This window comes from Streptomyces sp. CBMA156 (genome assembly GCF_014596515.1).
Lineage (GTDB): Bacteria > Actinomycetota > Actinomycetes > Streptomycetales > Streptomycetaceae > Kitasatospora.
On the sequence record NZ_MSJQ01000344.1, the window covers coordinates 37172 to 49652 of the forward strand.

6 protein-coding genes are annotated in these 12481 nt (G+C 75.0%); all 6 read right to left on the reverse strand.

What is annotated here, in order from left to right; all coding sequences use genetic code 11:
• Positions 1-48: 48 nt before the first annotated feature.
• The gene (locus BU198_RS29715) at positions 49-1227 is read right to left on the reverse strand and encodes a hypothetical protein (RefSeq protein ID WP_188299948.1); all 1179 of its coding nucleotides are present in this window, start codon (positions 1225-1227) and stop codon (positions 49-51) included.
• A 280-nt stretch (positions 1228-1507) separates the two neighbouring features.
• The gene (locus BU198_RS29720; protein ID WP_188299953.1) at positions 1508-2719 is read right to left on the reverse strand and encodes a DNA polymerase III subunit delta'; all 1212 of its coding nucleotides are present in this window, start codon (positions 2717-2719) and stop codon (positions 1508-1510) included.
• Positions 2720-2986: 267 nt separating this feature from the next.
• A complete protein-coding gene (gene tmk / locus BU198_RS29725; protein ID WP_188299949.1) occupies positions 2987-6493 on the reverse strand; it encodes a dTMP kinase in 3507 nt (1168 codons plus the stop codon).
• 158 nt (positions 6494-6651) lie between these two features.
• On the reverse strand, positions 6652-9528 hold the full coding sequence (gene topA, locus BU198_RS29730) for a type I DNA topoisomerase (protein WP_188299950.1): 2877 nt from the start codon (positions 9526-9528) through the stop codon (positions 6652-6654).
• A 357-nt stretch (positions 9529-9885) separates the two neighbouring features.
• A complete protein-coding gene (locus BU198_RS29735; RefSeq protein ID WP_188299951.1) occupies positions 9886-10344 on the reverse strand; it encodes a DUF3592 domain-containing protein in 459 nt (152 codons plus the stop codon).
• Between the two features lie 200 nt (positions 10345-10544).
• A complete protein-coding gene (locus BU198_RS29740) occupies positions 10545-12077 on the reverse strand; it encodes a methyltransferase (protein WP_188299952.1) in 1533 nt (510 codons plus the stop codon).
• Between the last annotated feature and the right edge of the window lie 404 nt (positions 12078-12481).

Below are 12481 nucleotides of genomic sequence, written 5' to 3' on the forward strand. Positions count from 1 at the left end.
CGGTACCCGCCCCGGGCACCGGGCAGCCTAGCGCCGCCGCACCTGCGCTCAGGACGCCCTGGCCAGCGCCTCGGCCAGGAACTGCGCCGCCTGCCGGACCAGCCGCAGCCGCTCCCGGTCGGGGGTGAAGTCCTGCACGTTGTCCGAGATCCGCACCTCGGCCTTGGCCGCCGCTCCGGGGCCGGCCTTCAGGGCGGACTGGAGCTTGCGGGCGGCGTCCAGCCCCGCGGAGTCGGCCCTGGCGGCGGCCAGCAGCAGCTTGGCCGAGCTGCCGGCCGGGGCCTCGGCGCCGGTCTGGGTGAGCGCGGTGGCGTCGTACCGGCCGGAGACCGCCGCGGCCGCGCCGTACAGGTCGGGCCTGGCCAGCCCGGCGGCGGCCGCGCAGGGCGCGCCGCCCTCGACGCCGAGGGTGCCCCAGGAGGCCGGGCCCGGCGGCAGGGTGCGGAAGGAGGCCGCGATGGTGGTGCGCAGCGTCGCGTCGTCAGCGACGGCGGCCGGGGCGGCGGCGACCAGCTCGCAGGGGTGCCCGGTGCCATTCGGCGCCTCGGGGGCGACCAGGATGAACGGGCGGGCCTTGCCGGTCTGGAGGGCCGAGCCGATGCCCTCGAAGACGTCCGGTACCTCGGCGTCGGCGGTCTTCTGGGGCGCGGCCGCCTGCATCACGACAACCGGGAAGCGGGCGTTCGGCTCCTTGGCGTACTGCGGCGGGAGCCAGACCCGGACGTTGCGGGGGTGACCGTCGGGGCCGAACACGGCGGACTGCAGCAGCTCGCCGCCGCCCGGGTGGCCGACGCTGTCGAAGCGGCTGACCACGGCGGGAGCCGCCGCAGCAGCGGGAGCCGCGGCGGCGGGCGGCTCGGCGGCCGCGGGCGGCGCCGCCTGCTGCTGCCGGCCCGCCGTCCCCGAGCCGTTCCCGGTACCCGAACCGGCGTCCGCCTCCGCCCCCGTACCCGCCGCGTCCACGACGGTCTCCGCCCGGTCCGGCTCCTGGCCGCTCCTGCCGAGGCCACCGAAGGCACCGAGCGCGGTGAGCACCGTCAGGGCGGTGACGCACACCCCGCAGACCATCGCCCCGGCCGCCCGCAGCAGCATCGGCCAGCGGTCGCCGGCCAGCTCGTAGGTCTCGGCGGCGCGCAGGTCGCGCCAGCGCTGTCGGGCTCCCCTGGCCAGCCAGATCCCGCCGAGGGCGGCGGCCAGCAGGGGGATGACGAGGAGCGAACGAACCACGGGACGCACCACCTCTGGAGGGGGCCGCGCCGAACCTGGACCGGCGCGTGCGGGAGGCGACCGCCCCGGCGGCGGGCGCGGTCGGCCCCAGCGTGCACAACCGGCGGACGGTCACACGACGGTGTGCCCGGCGAGTGTCGCTCGTTCACTCGAAGGTGGGACAGCCCGGACTCCGGGAGGCCTACGGGCAGCGCCCGGTGGAGCAGTCTCCAAGCCCGCGCGCTCGACGCGCTCGGCCCGCACGCTCAACGGGCTCGGCCCACCCCCTCGGCCCAGCCGCTCAGCCCGCGCGCAGTGCCACCGTCATCGCCTCGACCGCGAGCAGCGGGTCCACGTTGCGGTCCAGCGCCCGGCGGCAGGCCAGTACCGCCTCGATCCGGCGCAGCGTGCCCTCCGCCGGTCCTGCCTGGGCCACCCGGTTCAGCGCCTGCCGCTGGTCCTCGTTGGCGAGCGCGCCGGTGGAGCCGAGCTGGATCGCCAGCACGTCCCGGTAGAAGCCGAGCAGGTCGAGCAGGGCGATGCCGAGGGTCTCCCGGCGGGTGCGGGTGGCGCGGCTCTTCTGCCGCTTCTCCAGCTCCTTGACCGCCCCGGCCATGCCGCGCGGCGCCTTGGTCCCCTCGGCGGCGCCGTAGACGGCCTTGAGATCGTCCGTCTCCTTGGCGTCCTGGGTCTCGGCGAGGGCCTCGGCATCGGCCTTGGCGGTGTCGACCAGGCGCTGGGCGGCGCTCAGGCAGCCGCCGATGTCGCCGACCTCCAGCGGGATGCGCAACACGTCGGTCCGACGCGTCCTGGCCTGCTCGTCGACGGCGAGGCGGCGCGAGCGCTCGATGTCGCCCTGCCCGGCGAGCGCGGCGAGCCTGGCGGTCTCCGGGTCGACGCCGTCGCGGCGGACCAGGTTGTCGGCGACCGCCTCGGCCGCGGGAGTCCGCAGCACCAGCAGGCGGCAGCGCGAGCGGATGGTCGGCAGCACGTCCTGGACGGAGGGGGCGCAGAGCAGCCAGACGGTGCGCGGGGAGGGCTCCTCCACGCCCTTGAGCAGCGCGTTCGCCGCGGCCTCGGTGAGCCGGTGGGCGGCGTCCACCAGGATCACCGACCAGCGGCCGCCGGTCGGGTAGCTGGAGGCGCGCAGCACCAGGGCGCGCATGTCGCCGACGCCGATGGAGAGGCCGTCGGTGCGGACGTACTTCACGTCGGCGTGGCTGCCGGCCAGCACGGTGTGGCAGCCGTCGCAGAACCCGCAGCCGGGCGTGCCGCCGAGCGCGAGGTCGGGGCTGGTGCACTGGAGGGCGGCGGCGAAGGAGCGCGCGGCGGTGACCTGCCCGGCGCCGGGCGGTCCGGTGAACAGCCAGGCGTGCGTCATCAGGGAGGCGTTCACGCCCTCGACCGGAGCGGCTCCGCGACCGGCCTCGACCGTCGCCCCGGCCGCCCGGGCGGCGGCGGTCAGCTGCTCGACCACCCGCTCCTGGCCCACCAGGTCGTCCCAGACGGCCACTGCTGCTCCCAAGCTCCGTACGGCAGCGCCGTGGCGCCTCTTCCCCGCCGTCGAGCATACGTCTCCGGTCCGACACCCACTGCTCCGTCCGGGCCACGGCGGACGGGAAGGCCGGCCCCGCGGGTGGCGGCCCACTGGGCCGGCCACTCCCCCATCACCGCCCGGCCACTCCCCGACCGCTCCCCGACCGCTCCCCGACCACCGCCCGACGGAACGCCGCGGCGCCGCCGGGGACCTGCCCCGACGGCGCCGCGCACGCGTGTCCGGTCAGCCCCTGCGGCCCCAGCGACGGCCCTTGCCCTTGCCGTCGTCCTTGCCCTGGTCGCCCCCGTCACGGCCCTCGGGCCGCTCCGCACCGGGCTGCGGGCTGGGCTGCGCACCGGGCTGCGGGCCGGCGTACGGGCCCTCCTGGCCCGGGCCGCCGCGCTCCCAGCGCGACCACTCGTCGTGCGAGCCGAGCAGGGTGTCGGTGAGGCTCGGCAGGTCGTCCAGCGGCGTCTCCTCGGCCCAGTCCGGCCTCGGCCGCTCTGCGCCCGACTGCGGCTTCGGCTGCGGGGCGGCAGCCGGCTCCGCGCCGACCACCGGCAGCTCGCGGGTGCCGTCCACCGGCCCCGTCCGCCGCGGCCCCTGGGCCGGCCGACTACCGGGACGGCTCTCGGGACGGACTTCGGAGCGCCCCGGCTCGATCCGCGGCAGCACCTCGGTCCGGTCGGCCTCCGCCGGAATTCTCGGCATCACGGCCGTCTCGTCCACCGCCGAAGCCGGCACCACAGGCAGCTTGGCGGTCTCGTCCACCCCACCGGACGCCCCACCCGCGGCCCGGCGCGCCTCGGCGGCCTTGCGTGCCTCAACGGCTTCCGCCGCCCGGACCGCGGCCTGCCGGTCCCGCGGCGACAACTCGCGCGTCGCCTCGTCCCCGAGCCCGCCCGACGCGGCCTGCGGCGAGCCCTGCGACCCCTGCGAAGCGTCCTCCGGAACATCCCGGATCGCCCGCAGCTCCGTGGTCACGGCATCCCCCGCCGCCGCCGGCGGCCTGGAACCCGAACCCGGCCGCCCCTCGGCCCGGCCCTCCGCCGTCTCCGCGGCAGCAGCCGCGGCCGCGAGCGCGGCGGCCTGCGCCAGCCGCGCCTCCTCGGCCCGCTGGAGAGCCTCCTCCGCCCGGCGGCGCTGCTCCTCGCGGGCCAGCTCACGCTGCCGCTGGAGCTCCGCCTGGGCGGCCGCCTCGTCCGCGATCCGCTTGCGCTCCGCGGCCTCCGCCGCCAGCCTGGCCTCCTCCGCCGCGCGGAGCTTGGCCTCTTCCTCGGCGCGGCGCCTGGCCTCCTCCTCCGCCCGGCGGCGCGCCTCCTCCTCGGCCTTGCGCCGGGCCTCGGCGGCGGCCCGCTCGGCCTCCTCCTCGGCCAGCCGCTCCTTCTCCGCCTGCTCGGCCCGCAGCTGCGCGAGCACCTCCTGCCGCTTGCGCTCGGCGGCCTCCTCCTCGGCCTTCTTGCGGGCCGCTTCGGCGGCGCGGCGCTCGGCCTCCTCCTTGGCCAGCCGCTCCTGCTCGGCGCGGGCAGCCCGCTCCTGCTCGGAGAGCGGCAGCTCGCGGTCGAGCCGGTGCCGGATGGCGGTGGTGACGAAGCCGGGGGCCTGGCTGCCGTCCACGACCAGGTAGCGCTCCGGGTCTGCGGCGGCGAGGGCGAGGAAGCCCGCCCGGACCCGCTGGTGGAACTCGGTGGGCTCGGACTCCAGCCGGTCCAGCGCCTCGGTGAAGCGCTCCCGGGCCCTGGTCGGATCGACGTCCAGGACGACGGTCAGGTCGGGCAGCAGTCCGCCGGTGGCCCAGCGGGAGATCCGGGCGACCTCGGTCGCGGCCAGGTCGCGCCCGGCGCCCTGGTAGGCGATGGAGGAGTCCATGTACCGGTCGGTGATCACCACGGCGCCGCGGGCGAGGGCGGGACGGATGACGTTCTCGACGTGCTCGGCACGGTCGGCGGCGTAGATCAGCGCCTCGGCCCGGTGCGACAGGCCGGTGTTGCCGACGTCCAGGACCAGGCCGCGCAGCCGCTGGCCGACCGGGCTGCCGCCGGGCTCGCGGGTGAGCACCACCTCGTGCCCCTTGCCGCGGATCCACTCGGCGAGCGCCTGGGCCTGGGTCGACTTGCCGGCGCCGTCGCCGCCCTCCAGGGCGATGAAGAAGCCGGTGCCCGTGCCGCGATGCGGCACCGGGCCGCCCGGGCCGCGCACCGCGTCGACCAGGTCCCGGACGAACGGCGAGGTGCCGCGCCGGTCGTCGGTGCGCAGCAGCACGACGGCGGCGAGCACCAGCGTGAGCAGTCCTGAGGTGACGACGGCCAGGGCCGCGCCGCCGTGGATGAAGGTGAAGGAACCGGGCTCGACGGTGCCGTACTCGACGTCCCCGTACCCGGCGGCGATCAGCGGGACGGCGACCAGCGCGGCGGCGACCACGACCCGCAGCACCGCGAACAGGTGCTCGGTGACCTTCGGCAGCCGGGCCTCCTCGACCTCCTGGGCGAGCAGGGTGCGCCCGGCCGAGACGACGATCCCGGCGGCCAGCGCGGCCAGCACGGTGAGCAGCAGGACCAGCACGAAGTCCAGCACCAGCCCGGCCAGGATCAGCGCGACGCCCTGGGTGAGCAGCGCCAGCGCGAGCAGCCGGCGACGGGACAGCGAGGGCAGCGTGGCCCTGGTGAGCCGGGCGCCCAGGGCCGGCGCCCCGGCGGCGGCGAGCACCAGCAGGCCGAAGCCGATCGGCCCGGCGCGGTGCTCGGCGGCGGTGAGCAGCGCGAGCGCGGCGACGCCCGCCATCGCGGCGTAGCCGGCCGCGACGGCGAAGGTGAAGTACGGGGCGCTGCCGGTGCGGCCCTTGCTCAGCGCGGGGCCGGGGGCGGCGTCGGTCGGGGCGCGCAGGCCCTGGAGCGGAGAGACCGGGGCGACCTTCACCGGCCCGCCGGGCAGCTGCTGGAAGTAGCCGCGGACCGCCGAGGCGGCGAACAGCCCGGCCGCGCCGAGCGCCGCGAAGGTGAGCTGGTGAGAGCGCAGCCAGTCGGAGCCGAGCGCCGCGCCGATGTTGTTGAGCAGGGTGAGGATCACCAGGCCGACGGCGCCGAGCGGCACGGTCACCCAGCCGGTGAAGCGGTCGATGCCCCGGACGCTCTCCAGGTTGGCGGCGGCGGGACGCTGCTCGGCGGCCGGCAGGTACGGATCGGCCGACGGCAGCAGGCCGGGAACGGCGGCCGTCTTGGTGATCTCCCAGACCCGTTCGGCGGCGCCGGTCACGAACACGGTGGCGAGCAGGGCGTAGGTGGCGGCCCCCGAGGGCTTCGCCGCGGAACCCAGCCAGACGCTCCACCAGGGCGCGAGGCCGATCAGCAGGGCGCGCAGCACGTCGGCACCGAACAGCGTCCAGCGCCGGTCCAGCCGGCCGGCGACCAGTTGGTGCACCGGACCGAGCAGCGCGACCCCGACCAGCCCGGTGGCCAGCACCCGGACGGCGAGGACCGCGGCGAGGGCGAAGGCGAGGCTGCGCGGCAGGCTGCCGAACCGGTCGCCCTGCGCGGCGGCGATCACGGTGAGCGCGAGCAGCACCAGCAGGCCGAGCCGGTCGGCGGTGCCGCCGATCAGCTGGGTGGTCCACAGGCGCCGGTAGGGGCGTGTCCGCAGCAGCGCCCTGGCCCGGTCCGCCGGCGTGCCGGCGGGCGAGACCTCGGGCAGGTCGGACGCCCGGGCTCTGGCGGCCGGGGCGGCGCTGGGGTTGGGCTGCTCCTCGCTCGTCATACGGTCAGCGTAGCGGGCTGGGGTTGGCCGGATTGAGGCGAACGGGCTTCCGGATCGCGCTCATCACCGGGTTGTGACGTTCCCCGCACACCCCCGACGGACTTCGGGCCCGCGCCCCCGGGGATCGGGGGCACGGGCCCGTCGGCGATGACCTGGGATCAGCCCTCGTCGGTCGCCGTCGTCTTGCTCGCGGCGGTCTTCTTGGCCGCCGTCTTCTTGGCCGCCGCCGTCTTGGTGGTGGTGGTCTTCTTGGCGGCGGTCTTCTTCGCGGCCGCGGTCTTGGTCGCCGCGGTCTTGGTGGTGGTGGTGGTGGTCTTCTTGGCCGCGGCCTTCTTCGCCGGGGCCTTCTTCGCCACCTTCTTCACCGGTCCGCGCGCCCGCTTCTCGGCGAGCAGCTCGTAGCCGCGCTCCGGCGTGATCGTCTCGACCTCGTCGTCCTTGCGCAGCGTGGCGTTGGTCTCGCCGTCGGTCACGTACGGGCCGAAGCGGCCGTCCTTGACCACCACGGGACGTTCGCTGACCGGGTCGTTGCCCAGCTCCTTGAGCGGCGGGGCGGCGGCGGCCCGGCCGCGCTGCTTGGGCTGGGCGTAGATCGCCAGCGCCTCGTCGAGGGTGATCGTGAAGAGCTGGTCCTCGCTGGTGAGCGAACGGGAGTCGGTGCCGCGCTTGAGGTACGGGCCGTAGCGGCCGTTCTGCGCGGTGATCTCCGCGCCCTCGGCGTCGGCGCCGACCACCCGCGGCAGCGAGAGCAGCCGCAGCGCGTCCTCCAGCGTGACGGTGTCCAGCGACATGGTCTTGAACAGCGAGGCGGTACGCGGCTTGACCGCGTTCTTGCCGGTCTTCGGCGTGCCCTCGGGCAGGATCTCGGTCACGTACGGGCCGTAGCGGCCGTCCTTGGCGACCAGCATGTTGCCGCTGACCGGGTCGGGGCCGAGTTCGAAGTCACCGCTGGGCTTGGCCAGCAGTTCCTCCGCCAGCTCGACGGTCAGCTCGTCCGGCGGCAGCTCGTCCGGGATGTCGGCACGCTGACCGGGCTCGCCCTCGACGGTCGAGGCGCGCTCGACGTACGGGCCGTAGCGGCCGACCCGCAGGGTGATGTCGTCGCTGACCTTGAACGAGCTGATCTCCCGGGCGTCGATCGCGCCGAGGTCGGTGACCAGCTCCTTCAGACCGCCCAGGTGGTCGCCGTCGCCGTTGCCGGCCTCGGCGGCGCCGCCCGCGACGTGGCCCTCGCCCTCGCCGAAGTAGAAGCGCTTCAGCCACGGCACGGACTTCGCCTCACCGGCGGCGATCCGGTCGAGGTCGTCCTCCATCTTGGCGGTGAAGTCGTAGTCGACCAGCCGGCCGAAGTGCTTCTCCAGCAGGTTGACCACGGCGAAGGAGAGGAAGGACGGGACGAGTGCCGTCCCCTTCTTGAAGACGTAGCGGCGCTGGATGATCGTGTCGATGATCGACGCGTAGGTGGAGGGGCGGCCGATCTCCCGGTCCTCCAGCTCCTTGACCAGCGAGGCCTCGGTGTAGCGGGCCGGCGGCTTGGTGGCGTGGCCCTCCGGGGTGATCCGCTCGGCGGCCAGCGGGTCGCCCTGGGCGACCTGCGGCAGCCGGCGCTCGCGGTCGTCGAGCTCCGCGTTCGGGTCGTCGGCGCCCTCGACGTAGGCCTTGAGGAAGCCGTGGAAGGTGATGATCTTGCCGGAGGCCGAGAACTCCACGTCCCGGCCGTCGGCGGAGGTGCCGCCGACCTTGACGGTGACGGACTGGCCGACCGCGTCCTTCATCTGGGAGGCGACGGTGCGCATCCAGATCAGCTCGTACAGCTTGAAGTCGTCGCCGGTCAGACCGGTCTCGGCGGGGGTGCGGAAGCGGTCGCCGGACGGGCGGACGGCCTCGTGCGCCTCCTGCGCGTTCTTGACCTTGCTCGCGTAGGTGCGCGGGGCGGCCGGCAGGTAGTCGGCGCCGTACAGCTGGGTGACCTGGGCCCGGGCAGCGGTGATCGCGGTGTCCGACAGGGTGGTGGAGTCGGTACGCATATAGGTGATGAAGCCGTTCTCGTACAGCTTCTGGGCCACCTGCATGGTCCGCTTGGCACCGAAGCCCAGCTTGCGGCTGGCCTCCTGCTGGAGCGTGGTGGTGCGGAACGGCGCGTACGGCGAGCGGCGGTAGGGCTTGGACTCGACGCTGCGGACGCCGAACGCCGTCTGCTCCAGGGCGGCGGCCAGCTGACGGACCGCCTGCTCGTCCAGGTGCAGGGTGTTGGCGCTGCCCGCCTTCAGGCGGCCGTCGGAGCCGAAGTCACGGCCACTGGCGATCCGCTTGCCGTCGACGGAGAACAGCCGGGCACCGAAGGTCTCCGGGCTGGCGGCGTCGGCCGCGGTCCTGCCGGTGCCGAAGGTCCCGACCAGGTCCCAGTACGAGGCGGTGCGGAAGGCCATCCGCTCGCGCTCCCGCTCGACCACCAGGCGGGTGGCGACGGACTGCACGCGGCCCGCCGACAGCTTCGGCATGACCTTCTTCCACAGCACCGGCGAGACCTCGAAGCCGTAGAGGCGGTCGAGGATCCGGCGGGTCTCCTGGGCGTCGACCAGGCGCTGGTTGAGCTCGCGCGGGTTGGCCACGGCCTCCTGGATCGCCGACTTGGTGATCTCGTGGAACACCATCCGGTGCACCGGCACCTTGGGCTTGAGCACCTGCTGGAGGTGCCACGCGATGGCCTCGCCCTCGCGGTCCTCATCGGTGGCGAGGAAGAGCTCGTCGGACTCCGCGAGCAGCGACTTCAGCTTGCTGACCTGGGACTTCTTGTCCGCGTTGACCACGTAGATGGGCGCGAAGTCGTGGTCGACGTCGACCCCGAGACGGCGCACCTCGCCCGTGTACTTCTCCGGCACCTCGGCCGCGGTGCTGGGCAGGTCGCGGATGTGCCCGACGCTCGCCTCGACGATGTAGCCGGGGCCCAGGTAGCCCTTGATCGTCTTCGCCTTGGCCGGCGACTCGACAATGACGAGTCGCTGTCCGTGCGCGGTCTCGCTGCTCGGGGACACCTTCGCTCTTCTCTCCCGGTCCTTATGTGGCTGGTCGGCGCCGGCAGCACGGGCTGCGCTCCGCCCGACCCCTCCACCGTCCCAGGGCTGTCGCGGCACGACACCCCCACCAGCGGAGTGTGACCGTACCCCGGCCACCCTTGTCAAACGGACGGATCCCGCTTTTTCACTTGCCGGGCTCACCGACGCCACTCGAACGGTAACCCGATGACGGAGGTTCGTGCCCCGCGGAGGGGGGCCTTCGACAGGTTCCGGAGGATGGAATGACGGATTTCGAGATCTGTCAACGGAAAATCGACGGGTGGGCACAGGATGGCGCGATTTCCGCCGACGGCACGTCCCCGCGGGTCGTGGGGCTCAGCCGCCGGCCGCGGCCAGGAGGCCGGCGCCCGCCGCCAGACAGCCCGCGCCCAGGACGCTCCACAGCAGGTCGACGAGGGCCGCCCGGCTGATCTCCCCGGCCGCCAGCACCACCCGGCTCGGGCGCTGGGGGTCGTAACAGATCCGCACCGAGGCGCCTGGCGCGAAACGATCCGGACGGCGCAGCGGGGTGTGTCCGCGCGGGCGGGCGACCACGAGGCCCGCGATCCCGCACGCGCCGGTGCCGCCCACCGCGGGCGGCACCGAGAAGGAGAGCAGCGGCGCGCTGTCCAGCCGGCCGTGCACGTCGTCCTCGGCGATGACGGTGGCCACCGCCGACAGTCCCCGGCGGCGCACTCGCAGGCGCAGGCGCACTTCGGCGGCGCACCAGAGCAGCAGCACGCCACCGAAGAAGGCGAGCACCAGCCCGCCCACCATCGCCGTCGTCGTGTCCACCCCTGGCCCCCGGCTCCTCAGCTCTGTCCACAGCCTGTGGACAGAGCTTCACAGCGGAGGGCCAACGGGAGGCGGCCGCCCGGCGGCGGTGGGACGAATCAGGGGGTACGGGCGAATGAACCGGACCCGCCGGGGCCGACCTGGTTCTCGGTTGGCCGGTTCGCAGTCGGCCGGTTGGCCGGTTCTCGGCAGGCCGGCTCTCAGCGGACCGGGTCGATGAACCCCTGCTCGGTCAGCAGCCGCAGCGACTCCGGCACCCGGTCCCGCAGGACCACCCGGTCCTCGCCGAGCAGTTGGGCGATGGCGTCCACGATCTCGCCCGCCGACAGCGTCCCGTCGCAGACCCCGACGAAGCCCGCGCCCACCGTGTCCACCTTGGTGGCCCGCCGCATGCCGCGGTTGTGGCGCAGGACCACGTGCTCCGGGTCCTCCGCCCCCGGCGCGCCGAGCTGCTCCTGGACCACCTCGTCGGCCAGCACGTAACGGGCCGCGAGCAGGCCCGCGTCGTCGTTCGAGCGCAGGAAGTCCTGCCGGTCGAACCAGGCCTCGATGTGCGGGCCGAGCGGCTGCTCCACCGGGTGCGGCCACTCCTCCACCCGGACAGTCGGATGCTCGGCGCCACTCGCCCGCAGGGTGATCCAGCCCATGCCGATGCCCTCGACCCGGCCCGCCTCGAAGGCGTCCAGCCACTCGCCGTACCGGGCCTGGTAGTCGCCGCCGGGGCCGCGGTGGTCACCGCCGTCGCGCAGCCACAACTCCGCGTACTGGGCCACGTCCTGGACCTCGCGCTGGACGATCCAGGCGTCCAGCCCGGTGCCCGCGACCCAGCCGGCCAGCCGCTCGTGCCAGTCCTCGCCCCTGACGTGCTGCCAGTTGGCGAGCAACTGGCAGTAGCCACCGGGCTCCAGGTGATCGGCGGCCGAACGGACCAGGCTGCGGCACAGGTCGTCACCGGCCATGCCGCCGTCGCGGTAGGTGAACCGGCCGGCCGGCGAGATGACGAACGGCGGGTTGGAGACGATCAGGTCGAACTTCCGTTCCCCGACCGGCTCGAAGAGGCTTCCGGCGGACGCCTCCACGTTGTCGAAACCGGACAGCGCCACCGTCAGCTCGCTGAAACGCAGCGCGCGCGGGTTGAGGTCGGTGGCGGTGACGGACCCGGCGTGCCGAGCCGCGTGCAGCGCCTGCACCCCGGAGCCCGAACCGAGGTCCAGCGCGGCCCGGACGGGACGGCGCACGGTGATGTTGGCCAGCGTGGTGGAGGCACCGCCGACGCCCAGCACCAGGTCCTTGCGGGCCACCCCGTGCGCGGTCTCGCCGGAGCCGATGCCACCCGCGCCACCCACCGCGCAGCCCAGGTCGGAGACCACCCAGGCATCCGAACTGGGCATCCCGGCCACCTCGTTGGCGTACGGCCGGACGTCGACGGTGGCGCGCACCAGATCGCCGTCGGAACGCAGCCAGCCGTCCGCCAGGCAGTCCTCCACCGGCAGCGCGGCGGCGGCCGCCCGGTACGGGACCGGCTGCTGGAGCAGGAACAGCCGCACCAGCGTCTCCAGCGGGCTGCCACCGCGGGTCGCCCGCAGTGCCGGGACCGCCTCGCTGCGGGCCAACGCCGAATAGCCGGTGGGCCCGAGCAGGTCCAGGCACCCGTCGGCGGTGAACGAGGCGGCGAGCAGCGCCTCGCGGAACTTGGCGAGGCGGGTCGGGTCGAGAACGGGGCTACTGATCACCCCGCCATTGTCCCCCGCCGACCGGCCCCCGGCTGCCGCTGCGCCCCGCACTCACCGGGCGGAAGCCTTCACCACCCCGCGCGCCCCCGGACGCCTCCACGCGCCGTCCAGGCGCGGGCGCCGAGTCATTCGCGAGGGCTTCGACGAGGGCTTCGACGAGGGCTTGTCGGGGTGCCTCGCGGGCCCTCCCGGCCGAGGCGGGCCTTCCCGGACAACGCGCAGCCCGGCCCTGACGCCGCCATCGGTCTTGGCCGACGGCGGCGTCAGGGCCGGGCTCACGGGATCGTGCGCGGTCCCCCCGGATTCGTGCGGTCCGCCCGGCTCAGCTCGTGCTGGGAGCGGGGCTCTCCGGGGTGGCGGGCGGGGCGGCCGGGGCGGTGGTCGCGCCGGCGCCGTCGGTCGCG